A 21111-nucleotide genomic window follows, 5' to 3' on the forward strand; every position below is an offset into this window, starting at 1 on the left:
AGCTTAATGGGGGGGAAGTGATTATGCCTATCAATGTTTTTTCGTGTATTTTGCAGGGGATATTTGTCGGGTGAATATAGTGGCACGTTCATCCGATGACAAGATGAGAAGTATTATACTCTGTTATTTTTTGATATGGCTGTTTCACATTTGCAAAATTTTGGATGACTATGTCTGATACAAAAAATGATACTAACTCAGGAGTTGAAGCTTTAACTGGGTTTTCATTTCAAAGGAATAGCGCCATATTTCTTGTATTAGAGAACTATGACATATTGGTTGGAAGTGAATTTTTTATCTGCATAGAGCATCATGATGATGTGATCTTTGCCGAGCTTAACAACTCAAACGAGATTAGTAAAATCAAAGCATATCAAGCTAAAAGTCTACCTCTGAATGGGTGCTCGGAAAAAATTTAGCTGAAATCCTTGCTAAAATGACAAAAGTTGGTAGTGATCTAGCTAGTGATGAAATATCTAAAGATAGTAATTATTCACAGGACTTGATATTTTTAACGAATAAAAGTATTAGATTGAACTGTGGAAGTAGAAAAAAAGAACAAAAATTTAGTGAAATAATAAGAGAGAATAACGTATTTGTTTGCTACACCAACCTCCATGGTAATATTCAGGATAATATATTAAAAAAAATTAATGAATTTTCATTTGAAAACCAACAACTTAAAAATATTCACTTTAAGTATATAGATATCGCAAATACCGATAAATCTCAAAGAAATCAACTTACAGGCATGCTATCAGACGTATTTCAAGATAAAATCTCTGATCCAAATGCCGCTCTAAACCTTCTGTTAAAATTATTCAGAGAAGTTGAGACGGTCTATAATCAAGGAAATAAGAGCAAGCTGCTCGATATTAGCAAGAGAGTCTATAGTAAAGATATATTTAAAGCTATAGATGTAATCTGCAGCAAAGCAAAAGCATTTAAACTATGGCGCGAAAATGCTAAAGAATTGTCGAAACTTCTTCAGATACCTATTAGTAAAAGTAGTAATTATGCAGAGTATCTGAATGACTGCTTTGATTATTTCAAAGATCTTAAGCAGGTTGAGTTTCAGAAGATTTATCATTTTGTTGCTGATAACAGAGACGTTGATGATTCTTCATACTCACATGCAGATTGCATAAAAAAACTTAGCGAAAGATTTACAAGAGATCATCAAACACAACTAAATAAAACATTGATATCTTTTGCAATAGTAGCCGCTTATGTAGAAACCAGGAACAAAATATAATGCTAGTTAAATTTAAAAGCCTATTGGTTTTTTCTGAGAAAATAAAAAAGTGCTTCTATACAGATTTTTCTGATGGAATTAATATTATCAAAGGAAAGAATACATCTGGAAAAAGCACACTTATCCAATCAATTATTTATAGCCTCGGTATAAATGATGGCAATGATAAATTACAGGAGATACTAGATGAACAGCTTATATTTCGTCTTGATCTAGAGCGAACCTTTAATGGTAGTGTTAGCCCAATTACTTTAATACGTGACGGCCAGTCTTTCTTTATATATGAAGCAGAAAAAAGTGCGTTTCGATTTGATGGTATTAATTCAGACAACTCGTATGAACATATAAAACTCAAGGAAAAAATATCTTCTATATTTGAGTTTAATTTTGCGCTTGAAAGTAAAGAAGAACTAAAAGAAGCTCCTTTGGAAGTAATGCTTCTTCCTTATTACATATCACAATCAGTTGGCTGGGTGTATCTAAGGGAGTCGTTTAGCGGCTTGAATTTCTATAAAAACTTTAAGTTTGATTACCTTGATTACTATTTAGGAATAACTTCTGACATCGACAGAATTTTGTTACATAAATTTTTGCGAAAAAAAGCAGAGGTTGTTCGAGAAATAGAATTTCTAGAAAAAATGAAGAATAATGATGAAAAACTTCAACTTTCTCAATTACTCGATGAAGAATTTAGAGGGGAAGCAGCGAAATACCTTAAAGAGTACTCGGAACTTAGAGAAAGTCTAGTAAAGGAAGAGACTCATCATGTTTATTTATGTAATAAAAAAAGTTTGGCAGTCAACAGAAGAGTTATTCTTAATCGAATTAAACGTAATATTTCACATCAACGGCCCGAAATAGATGCTTGCCCTGTTTGCTCTCAAATATTACCAACCTCTCTTGAAGCAGTATATGACCACCAGCAGGATATAAATGATACAGAGAGTGAAATTTATACGATCAAAGCGGAAGTTGTCGATTTGCAGTCAAAAATCAATTCTACATTTAAAAAATTAAATAAACTAAGGAAGCTCTGAAAAAGTCACTGCCATCAGTGATAATACGGCTATCGTCAACTGCATAGGATTCAGTGCTGCCATGGATCAAATCACCTTCTCCGAAGCCGAGTACCAGAACAAGAAGAGAAAGACTCGCCGCGAACTCTTTCTGGAGCGGATGGACAAGCTGATCCCCTGGACGCAGCTGGAGAAGAAGATAGCCCGTTATTACCCCAAGGGCGAGAGCGGGCGGCCTCCGTATCCGTTGTCTGCCATGCTCCGCGTCCATTGCATGCAGTTGTTTTACAACCTGAGCGATCCGGCCATGGAAGACGCCCTCTACGAGATCGAGTCCATGCGCCAATTCGCCGGTTTGAAACTAGACCGATTGCCGGACGAAACCACGATTCTCAAGTTTCGCCATTTTCTGGAACACCACGGCCTTGGCAAGGTGCTGTTCCAGGAAGTGAACAACCACCTAGAGAAAAATGGCCTGATGCTGCGCGAAGGGAGCATTGTCGATGCCACTATCATCTCTGCGCCTAGTTCCACCAAAAACAAAAAAGGCGAGCGCGATCCGGAAATGCACCAGACTAAAAAAGGTAGCTCTTGGCACTTTGGCATGAAAATGCATATAGGTGTCGACGATAAGCTTGGGTTGATTCACAGCATCGAGACCACGGCTGCCAATGTCCATGACATTGTGCCTGCCGATAAGCTCCTTCACGGTGAAGAGCAACGCGTCTTCGGTGATGCCGGTTACCTGGGTATTCAAAAACGCGACGAGCACAAGCACCGCAACGATATCTCTTGGTATATTGCCAAACGGCCTGGCACCCGCAAGAAGCTAGATGCCAGGCGACAGAAAGTCGAAAACATCAAAGCCAGTATCCGTGCCAAGGTGGAGCACCCCTTTCGGTACATCAAACAAGTTTTTGGTTATGGCAAGGCTCGCTATCGTGGACTGGCCAAAAACACTCAGCGCCTGCACTTGCTGGCGGCGTTCAGCAACCTGCTGATCAGTGAGAAATACCTATGGGAATAAGGCGATTGCGCTCCTTTCCCGCTCAATGAGCGGGAAAGGAGCAAAAATACACAAAGAAAGGGAGAAGAGTGTCTGAATTTTCGATTTTTTGTCGGCTCAAGTAAGCGTTGATGAATATCGGCAGTTATTCAGACCTTCCCTAGGCTTCGGTTTTATCGGCTACTTTATGGACAAACTGAAGTTCCCATTGCCCCCCGTCGTGCTGGGCCTAATTCTCGGGGGCTTCGCCGAGCAGAACCTGCGACTGGCTCTGCGTATTGGTGGCGGCGATTGGACAGCCTTGGCAGCGAATACAACGTCGAAGGTGCTTATTGTCATGATTCTACTGGTCATTCTTACGCCACTCTTTTCACGACTGTCCCGCCGCAAGAAGAGTCAGTCGACGGCATAGAAACCCGGTAATAATTTATGTCCTCCGGTCTGATAAAGCATACAAGCGCGGCGCCCCTGCCGCGCTCTTCTTTTGGGGAGCCCGCCACGGCTTCGCCCAGGAAACCAATGATCTGTTCTTCGCTAAAACGCTTCTTCATGTCCAATCTCCTTACGCATAGGATCGGACTCTAAAGTGTAGCGCTACTCAATCAGGGGGTGGCGTCGGCGCCACCACATACGCCATCCGAACGGAAATAGAGCGATCGACGAAATCAATCGCTACGTTGGGTCGACGTACGGCGTCAGCCCCTAGACCGTGTGCAAGTGGTGTCACCGAGATGCTGTCGAGGAAACTCGCATGGGACCAACAACACTTCGTTCCACGTCGCTTACGCCATTGGGAGAAACTGCTGCTGTCACTTTTCGGCAATAAGCGCTGCTACCGCTGGATGACTGTCTCCATGCGCTTCAGCGGGAATTCCCCTCACCGCCCCGAATGAGCCTGCACCGCCTTTACCAGCGATAAAGAGTTAGCCAACTGCAGAGAAATTGCCACCAAAAGCGTGAGTAGAAGCCCTTCAAGCGGTACCCAACCGGCTACCTGAACGATCAATGAGATCCGTAACGGCGTGGGCAAAGCCTATCTGTTTGTCGCAGTGGTTCAGACATCCAAGCATGTACATGCACGCCTGTATCGCCAAATGACTAGATCGATCGTCGCTTTTTCTCGAAGCGACGCTGGGGTATTGCCTGACGAGTCCACACCATGCTGGCCGATAATGGGGGTCAGTCCTGTGAGGACGCTTTGCACCGTCAGTGACAAACAACAAATACGTCTCATGATTAACCATCACACCCTGAGACGCCGCTTCGCTAGACAAATTGTAATACAGTAGTACAATTTCTAGTGAAGGACAGTTGCACAACAATTTCTTAGTTTCAGCTCAACCCCGATAGGTGACAGAATGACAACTCCGGCTTTGTGGAGTGCGCAAGCACACATGCCCTCGGTGATCGGCCGACAGATCCAGGTGGTCTCCGCGAAAGGCTCCTACCTCACTACGGATACGGGCGCCAAACTCTTCGATGGCACCGCTTCTCTGTGGTATGCCAATATCGGCCACGGTCGCGAAGAGATGGCGAAAGTCGCCTACGAGCAGATGAAGACGCTCGACTCCTACCATGTGTTTGGTCGCTACACGAATAACCGGGCCGTAGAGCTTGCGGAAATGCTCGTTAGCATGGCCCCCATCGACGATGCCAAAATGATCTTGAACAGCGGCGGTTCTGATTCCATTGACGTGGCGTTGAAGTTGGCGCGCCGCTACTGGAACCAGGTAGGCTGCACATCGAAGAAGGTCATCATCAGCCGGGAGCACTCCTACCATGGGCTCCACGCTTATGGCACCAGCGTCGCCGGCCTCGACTTTAACCGTGAAGGTTACGGTTCGGATTCTCTGGTCGATGGCACCGAGCGGATCGACAAGCACTCCACAGAGGCATTTGCCGAGGCAATCGAACGTATCGGTGCGGAAAACATCGCTGCCTATATCGCAGAGCCAGTGATGGGAACCGGAGGGGTGCACCCCCCGCACGAAGGCTACTTCGCGGAAATTCAGCGGCTGTGCCATGAGAACAATATTCTGTTTATCGCCGATGAGGTGATCACCGGCTTCGGGCGAACCGGCACTATGTTTGCCTCATCCCGCTATGCGCTGCAGCCGGATATCATCACTTTTGCTAAAGGCGTAACCTCCGGCTATGCCGCTCTGGGCGGGGTATTCGTTGCCCCTCGCGTGTGGCAGCCGTTCTTTGAACAAGGGGCCGCCTCACCGATATACCGTCATGGCACTACTTATTCAGGCCATCCCGTTACCGCCGCATTAGCGATGAAAAACCTAGAAATCCTTGAACGCGAAGGTTTGGTGGAGCGCTCGGCAGCGCTTGAACGAATACTGGCCGGTGAGCTCGCGGCAATCGAATCTCATGACCTCGTGGCAACCACACGTGTCGGTGGCTTTCTGGGCGCAATCGAGCTGCATGATGAAGTCCAGGCGGAATGGGTCACCGACCAGATTCTCGACCTAGGCTTCATTACTCGCCCGTTGCGGGGTAACGCCGTGCAGATCAGTCCGCCCTTTATCACTACAGATCAGGAAGTGCGCGACCTCGTCAACGGAGTTCGACATGTACTTGACGACATTCGGTCAGGCAAGGCCCGGGCCTCGGCATAAGTTAAAAACTAAGAGGTTAATACCATGCAGCTACCAACCCCATCACCGGAGCGCCTAGCCGCTTCCGATGAAGCACTGAAGAGCTTGCCCGGCTATAGCAAGCATGCACCCGGCGACAATGAATTTGCCGTCCTCGACCCTTCCACGGAGGAGCGCATCGCTACCCTGCCCAGCATGACGCCACAAGAAGCCCTGGCTGAGGTAGCGATAGCCGACAAGGCGGGCCGCACTTGGGCGAAGACGACGCCACGGCTGCGTTCCGACACCCTGCACAACGTCTATTCGGTACTTATCGCCAACCAGCAGCGCCTGGCCTATGTCATCAGTCGCGAGATGGGAAAACCGCTGGCAGAGGCCCAAGGCGAGGTGCAGTATGCCGCCGATTACGTACGATGGTATGCTGAAGAGTTGCTGCGCCCGGCCGGAGAGTATCGTGAGAATCCAGCTGGAGGCTCGACGATACTGACACGACGCGCTCCTGTGGGCCTGGCACTGCTCATTGCTCCGTGGAATTTCCCCATGGCGATGATCACGCGCAAGATCGCTCCAGCAATTGCCACCGGTTGCGCATCCGTGATCAAGCCAGCGGCCCTGACTCCATTGACCACCCTGCTGACCGTCGAGCTGATGGCGGAAGCCGGCGTGCCGCGTGAGCTGATGCGCGTGGTCACCACAGCGAACCCTGCCGCTTTCAGCGAAGCGGTACTCTCAGACCCTCGGGTCCGGAAGATTTCGTTCACCGGCTCCACCAGTGTGGGCAGCACTCTTATGGGGCTTGCGGCTAAAAACATCGTCAAGAGCTCGATGGAACTAGGGGGTAATGCCCCGCTCATCGTCTTCGACGACGCCGACCTCGAGCGCGCCGTGGACGGGGCGATACTGGCGAAACTGCGCAATGGGGGGCAATCCTGCGTGGCGGCAAACCGCTTCTATGTGCAAGACGGTATTGCCGACGCTTTCGTCGAGGCCTTCAGTAAGCGGATGTCCGAGGTCGTGGTCGGCAATGCCATCGCCGAGGGGGTTGGTCTGGGGCCGGTGATCAACCGTAATGCTGTCAACAACTTTCAGCATCTTGTCAGTGATGCCATTGCGCACGGTGCCAATCTGCGCACCGGAGGACAAGCCCCTGAAGGCAACGGCTACTTCTTTGCCCCGACTGTGCTCGATAACGTGCCAGCTGAGGCCAGAATCGCGAACACTGAAATCTTCGGCCCCATCGCGGCCATTTCCCGCTTCTCAACGCAGGAAGAGGTGGTATCGCGAGCAAACGATACGCCGTTCGGGCTGGCCGGCTACGTTTTCACAGAAAACCTCGACCGTGCACTCAATGTTGCCGACGAACTGGAAACCGGGCTGGTTGGCATCAACAACGGGGTACCCTCCAATCCGGCTGCGCCGTTTGGTGGCATGAAGCAGTCCGGTCTTGGCCGCGAAGGCAGCCACGAAGGGCTAGAAGAGTACCAGGAGATTCGTTACTACAATATAGCGCGGCGACCCACCGTGTAAGCACTTCCCGTGAACAAGGTCCTGACTACCATCAGGACCTTGTTCTTCCCGGGTACCCTGCATAGGATTACATGGATGCAAGGCGATACTCAGGCCCGGTATCATCATGTTTCATTCACCCAGGAAACAGGAGAAGGGAGATCGCGCCACTACCGGCTAAAGGGATTGGCAACCCACCCTAGTTCCCCAACTCAAGGTATCTCCCACCCCCCATGAGTACACCTAAGCTTCGCACTATCTCAGTCGTGGATGCGGTTGCCGAGCAACTCAGTGAGGCGATTTTCGATGGTACCTTTCGTCCCGGTGACGTGCTGGTGGAATCGCAACTCGCGGACCGCTACCAAGTACCTCGGCAAACGATCCGCTCTGCGGTCGTGGTGCTGATACATGATGGCATCCTTCGGCGTGAGCCCAACAAGAGCGTATACGTTCCACAGTTCTCGGAAGATGATCTTCACGACCTTTTTGCTGCACGCCGACTACTCGAGATTGAAACAGCTCGCATCCTCGCATCACGAAAGACAGTTCCCAAAAGCGCCGAGAGCGCTGTACGGTTCATGGAAGTGCTATGTGATGGCAACGACTGGGACGAAGTCTTGAAGCTTGACTTTCAGTTCCATCAAGCTCTTATTGAAGCCACCGACAGTCCACGCCTGCAGCGATTCTATCGCAGCATTTCGGCCGAAAAACGTCTGGCTCTCTCCTATTACCGCTCGGGAAACTCTTCACCCCAGGTAATCGCTCAGGAGCACCGGGAACTGTTGGATGCCCTTCGTACTGGAGATCCTGACATGGCCGCAAAAGCTAGCCGCATCCATATAGAAGAGTCAGAAGCGTTCATCAAGCGGGCGATACAAGCGCAACGCGAATCTCAGTCCGGTAATCAAAGTGCCCAGACCTCTAAAAAGGAAGCGGAAAAATGAGAGTTGCGGTCATCGGACTAGGAGCCATCGGCGCGCAGGTACTTTGGCAGTTAAGCCGCGTTGACGGAGTCGAGGTGCATGGCTTCGATAAGGAGTACCCCGGCCACCCTTCAGCGGGTGTTGGAGGAGAGAGCCGGCTCTTCTGGAACCTAGAGATGACCGAGCCTGCCTACGTCCCCCTGATCGAGCGTGCCGCGGTGGCATGGCGTGAGCTGGAAGCCTCTAGCGGCCAGACGCTGCGCGATCCTAATGGCGTGCTGATATACGGTGGAGAGCAAGACGCCCAGATGCAGTGCGCGCTCAACTCCGCCAAAGCACTAGAAGTACCCGTAGAGCTCCTGGAGACATCCGTACTGCGTAGGCGCTTTCCCCACTTTGCGTTCGATGATCATTCCTTCGGTCTCTGGGACATCAATGGGGCCGTCATTCGGCCAGAGCGTACAGTGGAAGTCACCGTTGAACTGGCCCGTCGAAACGGCGCAATCGTTCATGAATTTAACCCTGTCACAGCGCTAGATGTTACAGGTTCCACGGTCAGCGTACTCTCACCGTCTGGTAAGCAGACATTCGATCGGGTGGTGATGTGTTGTGGCGGTTGGACCTCGAAACTGGTGCCCCATATCCAGGACGAGGTGGTGACAAGACGCTTGACCTCATTGTGGTTTAATGCACGCCAAGACGACTTCATTGACCTGCCACCATTCCTGAGGACGGCTCCTCAATACTGCTATGGTATTCCCAGCCAGGATCGGCGCTCAATCAAGCTCGGGCTTGGGTTCAATGATCATTACGTCACTGGCGATGCCGACACGCTACCTCGACAGCTTGAAGGAGCTGAGCTCGCGGCGGAGCTGAACAAGTTCGAATGGATTCGCGAGGGAATGCTGCCGTGGCTCAGCCGCCGACCCTACCGTGTCGAAACGTATGTCGAAAGCTATACGCGCTCAATGCTCGAGTATATCCGCCCACATGTAGAGAATCCGAATGTCATTATCATGACAGGGTTCTCGGGACATGGCTTCCGTGTCTCTCCCGCCATCGGCGAGATCGGTTGCCAACTAGTGGTCGATGGGAAAACCTGTGTGGATATCGGCTTCATGGAAAGGGCAAGCCCGCTCTTCTCCATTCTTGACCCTAAACAAGGCACCACAACTCATAACTCAGCCATGGCCAGCGGCCCTTCGCGAGTTTGAGTCTATCCATTTCCTCTTCCTGCCCGAGCCGGTCATGCGTCGGTCGCGAACCTAGCTGTGTATGCATATCGAGGCCACGACCGCTTGAAACCGGCCCAGTTGGGCAAGACCGTACACCACCACACTAAGGGAGTGCTGGACGCCGAACGGATGCCGACGACGACCAACCACGTTCACCAAAAATACGTTATCCCAACAAATTGGGTAAGAAGAGAGATATCTGTGGCACATAAGCCACCAGGAACAGGATAGCAACAAGAGCCGCCACGAACGGCAGCGCCGCTATACTCACTTTTTCGATCGACAAGCCGCTAATGGCACTGGCCACATTGAGGTTGTCACCCACTGGTGGAGTGGCAAACCCAATCATTGACGCCATGATCATTACAATGCCGAAATGAACTGGGTCCATTCCCATCTGCATAACCACCGGAACGAGAATGGGAGCCAGAAGGATAATACCCGCTATGGTCTCCATAAACATTCCAACGAAGAGCAACAGCAGAACGATCACTGCGAGAACAATCCAGAACGGTACAGGCAGCGCACCGAGAAAGCTGGCAATAAGTGTGGGGATGCGTTCAAGCGTCAAGATTCTGGCATAAGTGGACGCAGTAGCGATGATCACCAGAATCATTCCAGAAATGAGGAATGTGGTTTTCAGCATCAAAGGTATCTGTGATATCTGAGCCTCACGATACAGTATTGCAAGAACCAGACTGTAGGCCACGGCGATACCCGATGCCTCAGTCGGAGTGAACACACCGCCATAAATGCCGCCCAACACCACCAAAGGCATCATCAGCGTCCACTTAGCTCGCCATATCGCTTTGCGACGTTCACCCCAGTTCGCTTTGGGTGACTTGATTCCGTAGCCCTTTTTCTTACAGATGTAACGACTAACGATATAGAGAGTCAGTACGATGACAATACCGGGAATGAGGCCGGCAAGAAAAAGGTCTCCAATAGAAGTGTTCGTGGTTATTCCGTATATGATGAGCGGAATGCTGGGTGGGATCACAATGCCCACACCCCCACTAGTCGCCAGTATGCCAGCACTAAAGCCTCGACCGTATCCTTCCCGGATCATCGCAGGGATCATGATGCCACCGATAGCGGCAACCGTTGCCGGACCAGAGCCACTCAACATGGCAAAAACGGTGGTCCCCAGCAAGGTAACGGCCGGCAATCCACCGGTGATATGACCAACAAATGCCTTGGCAGCATCAATCAGTCTTTTGGAGAGCCCCCCATACTCCATAATGACGCCGGATAATACGAAGAGAGGTACCGCAAGCAACGAGTATGAGTCAACAGCTCCAAACATCGTTTGCGTGAGATAGTTGACAGGAACGACCTCAGTAATGATTACCGAGAGCATAGAGGAAATGCCAAGCGCAAAGGCAACTGGCATGCCCATGATGAGAAGCACGATAAAGCTTATTGCCAGAATACTGATGCCCATGTCTTAATCACCTTCGGGCTGTGATGGAGGAATAGGTGCCCAGGGGTTCCGAATGAGATCGATGAGTGAACGCACCATATGCTGCAACACCCGAAACGACATTAGGGATAGGCCAAGGGGAAGCCCTACATACACGAGATACATGGGAATCTGTGAACCTGGGGACAACTGCCCAGTAATCATTTGCCTCCTGACCATCTCAATCGACAGAGTGAACATGTAGATAAGAAAGGCTAGCCAGGTAATAAATACGAAAAGGCGAATAATCCGTTGCACGAATGGCATTTTTTTGCCGATCAGATCGACTACAACACCAAATCTTACATGTCGCTGATATTTGATGGCATAACTTCCACTCAAATAGACGAACCAGACGAGAGCATAGCGCGCAATCTCTTCAGACCATGAGGATGGACTGTTAAAGAAGTAGCGCATCACGACCTGATAAATCACCAAGGATGCAAACACGACTAGGGCTATTGTGGCTAAGTAGGTTTCTATGTGATCGTCGAAATGTGAATATATCCACTTCAGCATGGGGTTATCATCCATTCTGCGACAAAGACAACGAGCCCCTACCCAAGCCTTGTTGACTCAGATAGGGGCACTTTCAGCCTAAATTACTGAATAGCTTCAAGAAAGGTGGTATTGCCTGCCGCTTCCAGTATCGCTTTAAGCTTGTCTGTATCCACTTCAGAAGCGTTATCTGCATAGAACGGAACAGCAGAGTCAATCCATGCTTGCCGCTCTTCTTCCGTCAGGTCAGTGACTGTGCCGCCTGCGGCCTCAATCTCGGCACGGATCTCATCACTCACGGTTTTCTTGAGCGAGCGAATTTTGTCGATCGCTGCATCCGCTGCAGACTGAATGATTTCCTGATCCTCGTCGGACAGACTTTCATAGAAATCCTTGTTGATGAGCAGGACTTCAGGATCATAAATGTGCCGGGTTTCGGTCAGGTAGCTCGCAGGCTCGGTCAAGCGAGCAGAGTAGAGAAGTTCGTAAGGGTTCTCAACACCATCCACGACTCCCTGTTGCAAGGAGGTAAAAACCTCGGGAAAGGAGAGGGGAGTGGGCGCCGCACCGACGCTCTCCCAGTAAGCAATGTGCATTGGCACCTGCATGGTACGCAGTTTGACGCCTTCCATATCCTCAGGGACTCGAACCGTGCCATCTGTCATGGCCAGATTACGGAAACCATTCTCTCCCCAGCCGAGCGCGATCAAGCCGCTGTCGGCCAGACCTGCCAGCATTTCGTCACCGAGTTCGCTGTCAAGTACTTCATAGGCGGTCTCGGCATCTTCAAATATGAAGGGAAAGTCGAAGACCTGGAGTGACTTGTCGAAATTAGCAAGCACACCGACCGAAGGCGCTGTCATCTCAATATCGCCGAACTGGGTAGCTTCGATCATTTCCCGTTCACCACCGAGCTGACTATCGGGGTACACCTCGACCGTAATTCGCCCGTCGGTACGTTCGGCCACCTGCTCAGCGAACAGTTCGTAACCCTGGTTTTGTGTGTCACCAGCCGAGATCACATTCCCGAATTTGATGGTGTGGCTGTCACTGGCGACGACGACGCCCGACCAGGCAGTGAGGCCGAAGGCAGCGACGGCTCCAGCGGTGATGAGGTTTGTAGTGCGGATCATAAAGCACTCCTGTTATTGGAAAATTATTTGGGAGCAACTGCACGTGGGCTGGTGTCTGGTGCCATTTTCACCAATCATGCACACCCACATTGTATTACAGTAACACAATATGCTTCTACCGCAACTCACGCGACTACTACCCCTCGAAGGTTGGTGTTGATGCCCTAAGTGCTTCACTGCTAGCCGTGTGGTGGGGAAGAAACCAAATTCTTTTGGTCAAGGTTCCTGAATCATAGCTGTGGCAACCTTGCTCCAGCCCGCAAGGTCTATTTCCATTGCCAGAGAAGCTCATACTGAGGTCATCCCACTTCGCTCAAAGTCAGTGGTACCTCAACGTTGGCTATCTCGACCACAACGTAGATTGCAGCTCCGGCATACACATCGCTTGGCATGTGGTTAAAAACTCAGTGTTTCCGGCCTGAGGTAATGGGATAGATCGCACTCTCAGCTGGGTTGATGTTCGTAGCAGGCGTGAGCCCATCTACCGTAAGCTCTAACAGCGTAACCTTTCAGCCCCCCAATATGAGGCACTACCCCGCCTCACACTAAAAGTATGACATATACCTCGCAACATCTAATGGGGCGGGCATCGTTACGCAGTAATTGTCCACGACTCCATTTATAGGCTGAGTAATTAGCTGTTTTGCGGGTCTCCTGATGTGGGTTTGTACTGTGTGAGCACTAAAATAGAATCGCTACTTGATGTGCATACTGCATCCTAGTGAAGCATCCTGTGCGTGTCGGATATATATAAAGGGGGATGGTATGAATCTCAGCGAACAAGACAATTGTGTTACCCGTATGCTGGGTGATATCGGCCTCCCTCTTGAAGTGTATGCCGATCAGGTGGCTTTCATTAGGACTGTGCGAGAAGGCTTGCCTGGCCGCGTACTCCAAAAAGCGGTAAATGCACTGCGTGGTGATCGAGATGTCTTCGTGCGACTACTAGAAACTGACTCAGGAAACCTGCATCGTTTGTACAAGCGTAAGGCCCTGGGCCGTGTTCAGAGCGAGGAAGTCCTGGATACACTGAAGCTGTATGTCCACGCCGGAAAGGTCTTCGGTGATCGCGATAGCGCCCAGGAGTGGCTGCACAGCGAGGTTCGAGCGCTGAATGGGTCTCAGCCCATCGATCTTTTCGATACCTTCGCTGGCCGCAAAATGGTGAGGGATGTGCTGGGCAAGATTAAATTCGGGGAGTTCAGCTAATAATATTTTAGATGCGGTGAGTCAAATCAGCTCGCAAAACCGCATAAATACCCTTAGCACTTACCAAAACTAAGGGTATCCGAGTGAAGTTATATCGAATCAAAAAAGTACGCTATTTGACCACCCTTTCCGGCCAGGATGGAAGCTACCGAGACGGCGGACGCTGAAACAAAGCCGGTAGCCTGTCCTGTATTTCAGCCTGTCAGCTGCGGCCGTCATGCTCGAAATGGGGAACTACACCTCGAATCTCCGGCTGTTGCTCTAGACATGATGCTCAGCATTTACGAAGTCGACGCCACCTCAATTCAAAGCCTCGATCTCTCAGATCTGCCCGCAGGTGAAACCGGTTCCCCTGCCCCGCTTGCACACACCCCCTAAGTACCGACTTTCTAGGAAAGCCAGAAAATGCTGGCCTCTTTATTCCTCGCGACCAATTCGCCTCGATGCACGCCATTCGATGACCTCCTCCATCTCAGGGGCAGTTGAATCGCATTGGGTGAGAAGCTGATCCAGCGTGTATCTTGGTGTCTCACTGAGCGCCTCCCACTCGTCGTCCATGGGTGTGAGGAGATCCCTCTGAGAGGTAACACTGCCACGCAGCTTATTTAGTGGGGAAGTCATGCTGTATTGACCTCTCTTAAACCTAGTGAGTATAGGTGTGGGTGGGTAATTATTATCTAACGTAATCGCCGATGCTGAAGAGATCGAGATATTTCGCTCTATTTATATTTAGCACTTGAATCAGCTATTCTTGGTATGGCGGTGCTCTACCTACGCAAAAGCTTCATGAATTGCGATCTTTATGCCTAGCCCACAATATGAGTAGGACTGACATCACAACGGTAATAACAATAATGCCTAGAAGGCCATAGACCTCAACAGGTATCACCATATATAAAACCCTAATTTGAGCCGAGTTTCTCAAGCTTGACTATTGACTCGGTCATTGGCGAGATTTATTTCTTCGCTTAAGAGTCATATGAGCGGCAACTAATGTCCCGAACATAATAAACAAAATCGGAGAGACACCAATTTAAAACTGCGCTAAATTACCCATAATGCCTCCGCCTGCTTGCTGAATTGCTACGACATTTCTAACTATAGCACCAAGCGGTATCACCTGCCGAGCCAGCCCCATTCGTTAGGTCAATCGCTGACTTAATGTTCCAACTGACTGTGCCTGAGGAGATCGTTGTCTGTGCAATGTCAGTGATTGATCGATTCCTTACTTGAGTATTTGAAGAGCACTTTATCAGCAGGAAACGCGAAGCTACTTGATCTGAGCGAAACTGAGATTTCTAATGCAAGTCTATTCAATCACATTTTCCATATCACTGAGTTCGAACATGTCTGTCAAGCGTTGAGCCTGTAGAAAAAACCCGCTGACGGCTAAGTTTTGGTAGGATCGAGAAAACAGACGAGGAGTGGTCAGCATGCCGCGCTTCAAGCCTTATAACTACGATCAAAATGCCATGGTGGTGATTAACTACCAAGATCAACTCCAACCCGGTACCTTTGAGCACGCAGTGCATTACCTGATCGAGCATAAACTCGACTTGTCCGTTTTCCACCCCAAGTACCGCAACGATGCGACCGGCCGGCTGGCCTATGATCCGGCCATCCTGCTTAAGATTATCCTGTTTGCTTACTCCAAAGGCATCACCTCCAGCCGTGAGATGCAGTGGTGCTGCGAGACCAATATTATTTTCAAAGCCCTTTCCTGCGATACCGTTCCCCACTTCACCACACTGGCCAGCTTCGTCAGTCGCCATGCTGATGAGATTGAAGCGCTATTCGAACAAGTGCTGCTGGTGTGCCATGAACAAGGCTTGCTGGGTAACGAACTCTTTGCCATTGACGGCTGCAAGATGTCCTCCGATGCCTCTAAGGAGTGGTCGGGTACGTTCAAAGAATTGGGCGAGAAGCGGGAGAAACTAAGAGGACTGATTCGGCATCATTTATTGGAGCACTACGCGCGTGATGAAGCCGAAACGGAAGCCGACCTGGATCGGGACATTCGCCGAGCCAAGACGATTCTCTCGCTAGATGCCGCCATGAATAAAGTGGATCGTTTCCTAAAGATGCACAGCCCAAGGATGGGCCAGGGGAAGCGAATCAAGGAAGTGAAGAGCAATCTGACCGATAACGAAAGTGCCAAAATGACCACCAGCAAGGGCACGATCCAGGGCTATAACGGCGTAGCCACGGTGGATAAAAAGCACCAGATCGTCATTGATGCTCAGGCCTTCGGCGAAGGCCAGGAGCATCATACCCTGAAGCCAGTTCTGGAGCAGGTAGAAGCGCGTTTTAAGAAGCTGGGCATCGCCGAGAACATCTACCAGAAAGGCACCGTCGTGACCGCTGACACTGGCTTTGCCAATGAAGCTAACATGAAGTATCTGTACGAACAGCAGATCAACGGCTACATCCCCGATAACCAGTTCCGCAGCCGAGATCCGAAGTTCGCCGACCAGAAAGACAAATACGGCAAGCGCCACCAGAACCTCCCGGACAAAGGCTGGCGAGAGACGACGCCCGCCAGCGCGTTCCAGTTTGATCCTGTAAACCTAACGTGTATCTGCCCCACCGGTGAAAAGCTGTCCTATCGCGGGCAACGAGAAACAGACAATGGCAAGATCCGGGTACACTTTGAAGGGCGTTTGCTGCAATGTCGGCATTGCCCAAAGAAATACCGATGCATGCAGAACCCGAGTTCGGCCGACCATCGCAACGGCGCAGGGCGACAAGTGTCTTTTATTATCGAGAACAAACGCTTACCCAATTATACGGACTGGATGAAGCATCGGGTTGATAGCCCAAAGGGCAAAGAGATTTACAGCCATCGCATGTCAGTCGTAGAGCCTGTATTCGGTAACATTGGCACAACGAAAGTAAGCGCTCCAATAACCCCATCTAGGCAGTCATTGCCTAGACCGGTAAGGTCTCTTTCCACTGCCAGGGCAGTAGCGTGTTGAGGTCATCGTCGTTGAGAGAGGGTAGCGTCTCAAAGACGTGCTGTAAGTAGTCGTAGGGCGAGAGGCCATTGGCTTTGGCGGTTTCGATCAGGCTGTAGATCGCCGCACTGGCCTGAGCGCCGCTCGGTGTGTGACTGAACAGCCAGTTTTTACGCCCCACCACGAACGGACGGATGGCGTTCTCGGCCAGATTGTTATCCAACGGTATCACGCCATCGTTCAGGAACCGAGTCAGGCGTGGCCACTGGTTGTTCAGGTAGTGCAGGGCTTTCCCCAGAGCACTTTTGGGCAGTACCTGGGCCAGTGACTTATCGAGCCAGGTGCGCAGTTGATCGATTAATAGTCGGCTCTTCTGCTCACGCAGTGCATGACGCGCTTCGGGCTCAAGGCCCTTCGCCTGTTTTTCCACGCCGTACAGCTTACGGATCTGGTTCAGCGCCCAGTCTGCCTTGCCGGTTTTACCTTTAGGCTGCACTTTTTGCGCCTCGACGAACTTACGCCGTGCATGCGCCCAACAGCCCACATGGGTGATCCCATTGCGGCGCACCACCTCAGCGTAGCCTTCATAGCCATCGGTGACCAAACAACCCGCATAGTCGCCCAGCAAGCGCACGGGCACTCGTCCGGCGCGGCTGGCATCATAATCGAACAAGACCACCTGTTGGCCCGGCGGCCCGCCGCGTTGTACCCACATGTACGAGGGGGCGCTGGCTTTACGGTCGGCTTCTTGATTGACCTGGAGCGTTGTTTCATCCATGTGAACCAAGGGGGCGCTGAGCAGGTGCCTGCGTAATGTATCGATCAGCGGAGCGACACGCTCGCCTGCTTGCACCATCCAGCGGGCCAAGGTGTTGCGGGGAATCGCCGCGCCATGGCGGGCAAAAATCTGGCTCTGCCGATACAGTGGCAAGGCATCTTGGTACTTGGCGGTGGCGACATAGGCCAGCAGCGTGGCGCTGGCATTGCTTTTAGGCAGTAACTTGGCGGGTGCCGGGGCGATCTTGACGCCGTCTTCGCAGGTTCGGCACGCATACTTGCGTCGCACATGACGGATCACCTCGACCCGGGCGGGTACCACGTGAAGTTCTTCGCTGACCTCTTCGCCGATCATCGTGAGTGCGGTGCCATCGTCCTGGCAGTGGCGGGCCTCTTCAGGTAGTTCATGCACCACCTCAACCCGTGGGAGTTCAGGGGGCAATGCGACCCGGCCACCCCGTTTACTGCGTTTCGGCGGTGCAGCGGATTCAGCTTCATCATTGCCTGCTGTGCCTGTATCGCCGTCTTCTTCGTCAACCGCCACTTCGGCTTCATTGATCAGTAGGTCGCGCTGATCGACGCGGTACTTCTCGGTGGAGGGGCCGAACGTGCGCTCCAGGGCCAGCCGGAACTGCTCATACAGTGATTGTTTGGTGGCTGCCCACTGGGCTTCCTTTTTCTCCATCAGGCGGTGAAGCTGCGCGATCTCTTCCTGCTGCGCCTGTACTTGGCGTTGCAGTTGAGAGACGGCATTTGAGGAAGCAGCAGCGTTTTTCATGCCGCCTATTTTACCAAAAACGCCGACAGAATAGGAGTAAGAAAGTTAACCAACCTGCTGAAAGTCCAACGCTTTGTGGGGCTGCATGGCCTTTAAGTTAACGCCATCCAGCAGCCAGTTAAGTTCCTGGCCAGTTAACGTGACGGTGTCGCCTTCCAGGTGGGTTGGCCACTTAAATCGCTCGCGCTCCAGACGCTTGTACCACACCACAAAGCCGTTACGTTCCCAGAACAGTAACTTCACCTTGTCGCGTTGACGGTTACCGAACACAAACAGCGCCTTATCGAACGGATTTAGCGCCATGGCTTCTTGAACCAGCAAGGCCAATCCATCGATTTGCTTACGCATATCCACGGGTTCGCGGCATAAGTACACCTTCAGGTCAGCACTCGGGCGGATCATGTCGCCACCTCCACTGTCACAAACCGCGCGGGACGACAACGCGGTGGTACCGGCACCCCTTGTACACTTAGCCGCCTCTCCCATGCCAGCAGGTCAGCGAGGCTTAACGCCTGGGAAGCGGCGTAGTCACTTAACGGCATGTTCTGCGCTGAGGCACAGTAAAGATGACCCAGCCAAAAGGCGCGGGTAGGGTTGAGTTCACAGGTCATGGTGATCTCCAAAACCAACAAGAGATCATTAGTGTGAAGAGGCGTAATTAGCTTGAGTAGATGGGTTTGGTGGCTCGCTTACCAACGAAAAGACTGAACCGCTTCAGCCTTCGGGGTAAGAAAAAGGTGCAAGGTCAGTGGCAGCTTTACTGCTTAGTGCACAATATTGAGAAGTTAGCGAATTATGGTCATTTGGCCGCGTCATGAAGGGCTTGGAGCAGGGTATGTCGCTTCATAAGTGAAAAATAGCTCTCTTAACTGGCATTAGGCGCGCACCTTAGCGGCTGAATGGCGATATTAGGATGACTCAGCCATATGACTGACTGAGCCAAAAGATTAAGACGACAGGCGATAGAAGTGCTCGAAATCGGGTTTTTCTACAGCCTCGTTGGACGATTTTATGTCTTCGGCACTACTAGTCATGGTGAAAAGATAACGATACATGAGCTAAATTCATGATAGCTACAGATACCGTGAAAATGGTGAGTTACCGCTGCGTTTGTTTTTGAGACTGCCTACTATACGGATGCTTAAACCACACATGCGCATCATGAATTGCGATCTTTATACCTAGCCCACCAGATTAGTAGGACTGATATTATAAAAGCAGCAATAATAATACCTAGAACCCCATAAACTTCACTTGTCATCATCAGCTTTCTCGCTTAAGGCTGGTTATATAAATATACCGACATTAGCTTGTGACTGGCAATTATTCATTTTCTGCAAAAAAACAATCTTTCAATAAGAGTAAATAACATACAGAGTCAGATAAGTGAAAAATCCATTAAGACCTGTGACGTATCATATATAACCCCTCTCTTATATATTTACAACTCTAGAATTAAAAATAGCAATATGTATTACATAATTTACGCTTTTAACCGTCTGGCTTTGACAATTATCTGTAAACTGGTAAAAATCATAAGATTGATAAAACGTAGGCTGCCAAATTTCACATAGGCTTGCGATCATTATTAAGACAAAATACTGTGAGTATTTCCCTGCAACTAGGCTGATCTACCGCTGTGCTGTACAAATGTCAGTATGTTCATTCATACTTAATATGCCATGAGCGAATCTCGACCTTAGCCTCAACCTTTCCACATAGCTCGTATTAATCAAAAACTATCAACAATTCACCTATTGCACTCTTTCCTAGAACTATTTTGAGCCGATTTAGCTGCTTCTAAGCGATTCTTAAAGCATATAACCTGCCAACGATTTGAATCATAACTTAAACTATTTTTTCACAAAATATCCCTGTCTCCTTTAACACATTTATAAAGCTAGCTTTTACCATATTGCCTGCCTTAACTTAAGTCAACAAATAGCTAAAAACCACGACTTCAGCAAACAACCAGTATTATTATAAATAATTTTATATAAGTCTCAAACATTAAAATATATGCAGCCAAGTTCCAGCTACGATACTACGATACTACGATACTATCGTAATATGATAGCGACATAGCATTTTAGGCATCCCAGCCGAGCCTCCAGGCTCACTTAACCGCGAACTTAAATCGCCTAAAATTATTTGAAAAATACACTTGCACATCTATAAAAAACTAATTAACTTATCAGCATCAAAAGTAATTTACGAAACTAGGCGCCTCAGTTAATGATCAACGTTATCGGCTCTCGAGTGGTTCTCACTTCTCAAATAAAGATCTCAGAACAGATAGCGAGCACTGTTAGAAAAACATTATTTGGGCGCCCTCCCTTATTGCAAGATGCACGCGACTTAACTGACGAAGCCATCATTATGGCAATTCTTCTATCACCGCCAATTGTTTATGAGAAAAAGAGCCTAGTCGGCAAAAGGCTCTATATATGTATTGCCAACTTCCGATCTCTTCAGCTTGCTGGACTACTACCTGGCTCTTCAAAAATCAGAGTCAATCTTATTGAGCCACCCTCTCATTTTAATATTGACTCGGTGTCACTCATGTTAAATATGATCAGTGATCTGGCTTTATCTTTAGATCCCGATAAAGCAGGACCATATTTTTTAGAGCTTCGAAACCATGCTATCGACTACTCGCCGGACGTACTAAGTTCCATCTCGACTAAATGTCGATTTAAAAAATCGTTTCTAGAAGCTATTGGCATAAACCGAAAAAAATACTGATAACGATA

18 protein-coding genes and 1 pseudogene are annotated in these 21111 nt (G+C 49.8%); 12 read left to right on the top strand and 7 right to left on the bottom strand.

The features are described from left to right. Window positions 1-400: 400 nt before the first annotated feature. From LMS44_RS21755 to LMS44_RS21790, 8 genes are all read left to right on the top strand, one after another. Window positions 401-1255: a hypothetical protein gene (locus LMS44_RS21755; protein ID WP_498946409.1), complete on the top strand. Its 855-nt coding sequence runs from the start codon at window positions 401-403 to the stop codon at window positions 1253-1255. Then, window positions 1255-2292, top strand: coding sequence for an ATP-binding protein (locus LMS44_RS21760; RefSeq protein ID WP_498946411.1), 1038 nt, complete (start codon window positions 1255-1257; stop codon window positions 2290-2292). Before LMS44_RS21755 ends, LMS44_RS21760 begins: the two co-directional genes overlap by 1 nt. 61 nt (window positions 2293-2353) lie before the next feature. Next, window positions 2354-3298, top strand: coding sequence for an IS5 family transposase (locus LMS44_RS21765; RefSeq protein WP_153844212.1), 945 nt, complete (start codon window positions 2354-2356; stop codon window positions 3296-3298). A gap of 166 nt (window positions 3299-3464) precedes the next feature. Next, a complete protein-coding gene (locus LMS44_RS21770) occupies window positions 3465-3689 on the top strand; it encodes a hypothetical protein (RefSeq protein WP_246638321.1) in 225 nt (74 codons plus the stop codon). Between the two features lie 946 nt (window positions 3690-4635). Next, a complete protein-coding gene (locus LMS44_RS21775; protein ID WP_223289197.1) occupies window positions 4636-5904 on the top strand; it encodes an aminotransferase family protein in 1269 nt (422 codons plus the stop codon). Window positions 5905-5928: 24 nt separating this feature from the next. Next, a complete protein-coding gene (locus LMS44_RS21780) occupies window positions 5929-7410 on the top strand; it encodes an NAD-dependent succinate-semialdehyde dehydrogenase (protein WP_223289196.1) in 1482 nt (493 codons plus the stop codon). Window positions 7411-7622: 212 nt separating this feature from the next. Further along, window positions 7623-8333: a GntR family transcriptional regulator gene (locus tag LMS44_RS21785; RefSeq protein WP_022520260.1), complete on the top strand. Its 711-nt coding sequence runs from the start codon at window positions 7623-7625 to the stop codon at window positions 8331-8333. Continuing rightward, window positions 8330-9526, top strand: coding sequence for an FAD-dependent oxidoreductase (locus LMS44_RS21790; protein WP_223289195.1), 1197 nt, complete (start codon window positions 8330-8332; stop codon window positions 9524-9526). The genes LMS44_RS21785 and LMS44_RS21790 overlap by 4 nt, the downstream gene beginning before the upstream one ends. 187 nt (window positions 9527-9713) lie before the next feature. Here the strand turns inward: LMS44_RS21790 and LMS44_RS21795 are convergent, their stop codons facing one another. From LMS44_RS21795 to LMS44_RS21805, 3 genes are all read right to left on the bottom strand, one after another. Next, a complete protein-coding gene (locus tag LMS44_RS21795) occupies window positions 9714-10991 on the bottom strand; it encodes a TRAP transporter large permease (RefSeq protein ID WP_022520258.1) in 1278 nt (425 codons plus the stop codon). 3 nt (window positions 10992-10994) lie between these two features. Next, on the bottom strand, window positions 10995-11528 hold the full coding sequence (locus LMS44_RS21800) for a TRAP transporter small permease (protein WP_022520257.1): 534 nt from the start codon (window positions 11526-11528) through the stop codon (window positions 10995-10997). A gap of 83 nt (window positions 11529-11611) precedes the next feature. After that, window positions 11612-12640, bottom strand: a complete 1029-nt coding sequence (locus tag LMS44_RS21805) for a TRAP transporter substrate-binding protein (RefSeq protein WP_223289194.1) — start codon at window positions 12638-12640, stop codon at window positions 11612-11614. Window positions 12641-13405: 765 nt separating this feature from the next. Here LMS44_RS21805 and LMS44_RS21810 point away from each other — a divergent pair. Next, a complete protein-coding gene (locus LMS44_RS21810) occupies window positions 13406-13849 on the top strand; it encodes an Xre family toxin-antitoxin system antitoxin (RefSeq protein WP_223289193.1) in 444 nt (147 codons plus the stop codon). Between the two features lie 417 nt (window positions 13850-14266). Here the strand turns inward: LMS44_RS21810 and LMS44_RS21815 are convergent, their stop codons facing one another. Continuing rightward, window positions 14267-14470, bottom strand: coding sequence for an AbrB/MazE/SpoVT family DNA-binding domain-containing protein (locus tag LMS44_RS21815; protein ID WP_223289192.1), 204 nt, complete (start codon window positions 14468-14470; stop codon window positions 14267-14269). Window positions 14471-15282: 812 nt separating this feature from the next. Here LMS44_RS21815 and LMS44_RS21820 point away from each other — a divergent pair. After that, on the top strand, window positions 15283-16824 hold the full coding sequence (locus LMS44_RS21820) for a transposase (protein WP_498946416.1): 1542 nt from the start codon (window positions 15283-15285) through the stop codon (window positions 16822-16824). On the opposite strand, the gene tnpC is transcribed toward LMS44_RS21820, so the two are convergent. Genes tnpC through LMS44_RS21835 form a run of 3 tightly spaced genes read right to left on the bottom strand, consistent with a single transcriptional unit; the run spans window position 16778 to window position 18969 of the window. After that, window positions 16778-18358, bottom strand: coding sequence for an IS66 family transposase (gene tnpC, locus LMS44_RS21825; protein ID WP_498946418.1), 1581 nt, complete (start codon window positions 18356-18358; stop codon window positions 16778-16780). The two genes, LMS44_RS21820 and tnpC, sit on opposite strands and share 47 nt — an antisense overlap. 45 nt (window positions 18359-18403) lie before the next feature. Further along, window positions 18404-18760, bottom strand: a complete 357-nt coding sequence (gene tnpB / locus LMS44_RS21830) for an IS66 family insertion sequence element accessory protein TnpB (RefSeq protein WP_138799459.1) — start codon at window positions 18758-18760, stop codon at window positions 18404-18406. Beyond that, window positions 18757-18969 carry a hypothetical protein gene (locus LMS44_RS21835; RefSeq protein ID WP_138799460.1) on the bottom strand — a complete coding sequence of 71 codons (213 nt, stop codon included), beginning with the start codon at window positions 18967-18969 and terminating at the stop codon, window positions 18757-18759. The genes tnpB and LMS44_RS21835 overlap by 4 nt, the downstream gene beginning before the upstream one ends. 87 nt (window positions 18970-19056) lie before the next feature. On the opposite strand from LMS44_RS21835, the pseudogene LMS44_RS21840 reads away from it, so the two are divergent. Continuing rightward, window positions 19057-19176: pseudogene (locus LMS44_RS21840) on the top strand (transposase); the annotation flags it as partial. 1417 nt (window positions 19177-20593) lie between these two features. Continuing rightward, window positions 20594-21103 carry a hypothetical protein gene (locus LMS44_RS21845; RefSeq protein ID WP_223289190.1) on the top strand — a complete coding sequence of 170 codons (510 nt, stop codon included), beginning with the start codon at window positions 20594-20596 and terminating at the stop codon, window positions 21101-21103. Window positions 21104-21111: the final 8 nt, after the last annotated feature.

This window comes from Halomonas profundus, from assembly GCF_020865425.1.
GTDB classification, from domain to species: Bacteria; Pseudomonadota; Gammaproteobacteria; order Pseudomonadales; family Halomonadaceae; genus Vreelandella; species Vreelandella titanicae.

What these genes read in the sequence shown, in the direction of transcription:
- LMS44_RS21760 (WP_498946411.1), top strand. Translation starts at nt 1,255, where the DNA reads ATGCTAGTTAAATTTAAAAGCCTATTGGTTTTTTCTGAGAAAATAAAA.
- LMS44_RS21765 (WP_153844212.1), top strand. Translation starts at nt 2,354, where the DNA reads ATGGATCAAATCACCTTCTCCGAAGCCGAGTACCAGAACAAGAAGAGA.
- LMS44_RS21770 (WP_246638321.1), top strand. Translation starts at nt 3,465, where the DNA reads ATGGACAAACTGAAGTTCCCATTGCCCCCCGTCGTGCTGGGCCTAATT.
- LMS44_RS21775 (WP_223289197.1), top strand. Translation starts at nt 4,636, where the DNA reads ATGACAACTCCGGCTTTGTGGAGTGCGCAAGCACACATGCCCTCGGTG.
- LMS44_RS21780 (WP_223289196.1), top strand. Translation starts at nt 5,929, where the DNA reads ATGCAGCTACCAACCCCATCACCGGAGCGCCTAGCCGCTTCCGATGAA.
- LMS44_RS21785 (WP_022520260.1), top strand. Translation starts at nt 7,623, where the DNA reads ATGAGTACACCTAAGCTTCGCACTATCTCAGTCGTGGATGCGGTTGCC.
- LMS44_RS21790 (WP_223289195.1), top strand. Translation starts at nt 8,330, where the DNA reads ATGAGAGTTGCGGTCATCGGACTAGGAGCCATCGGCGCGCAGGTACTT.
- LMS44_RS21795 (WP_022520258.1), bottom strand. Translation starts at nt 10,991, where the DNA reads ATGGGCATCAGTATTCTGGCAATAAGCTTTATCGTGCTTCTCATCATG.
- LMS44_RS21800 (WP_022520257.1), bottom strand. Translation starts at nt 11,528, where the DNA reads ATGCTGAAGTGGATATATTCACATTTCGACGATCACATAGAAACCTAC.
- LMS44_RS21805 (WP_223289194.1), bottom strand. Translation starts at nt 12,640, where the DNA reads ATGATCCGCACTACAAACCTCATCACCGCTGGAGCCGTCGCTGCCTTC.
- LMS44_RS21810 (WP_223289193.1), top strand. Translation starts at nt 13,406, where the DNA reads ATGAATCTCAGCGAACAAGACAATTGTGTTACCCGTATGCTGGGTGAT.
- LMS44_RS21815 (WP_223289192.1), bottom strand. Translation starts at nt 14,470, where the DNA reads ATGACTTCCCCACTAAATAAGCTGCGTGGCAGTGTTACCTCTCAGAGG.
- LMS44_RS21820 (WP_498946416.1), top strand. Translation starts at nt 15,283, where the DNA reads ATGCCGCGCTTCAAGCCTTATAACTACGATCAAAATGCCATGGTGGTG.
- tnpC (WP_498946418.1), bottom strand. Translation starts at nt 18,358, where the DNA reads ATGAAAAACGCTGCTGCTTCCTCAAATGCCGTCTCTCAACTGCAACGC.
- tnpB (WP_138799459.1), bottom strand. Translation starts at nt 18,760, where the DNA reads ATGATCCGCCCGAGTGCTGACCTGAAGGTGTACTTATGCCGCGAACCC.
- LMS44_RS21835 (WP_138799460.1), bottom strand. Translation starts at nt 18,969, where the DNA reads ATGACCTGTGAACTCAACCCTACCCGCGCCTTTTGGCTGGGTCATCTT.
- LMS44_RS21845 (WP_223289190.1), top strand. Translation starts at nt 20,594, where the DNA reads ATGATCAACGTTATCGGCTCTCGAGTGGTTCTCACTTCTCAAATAAAG.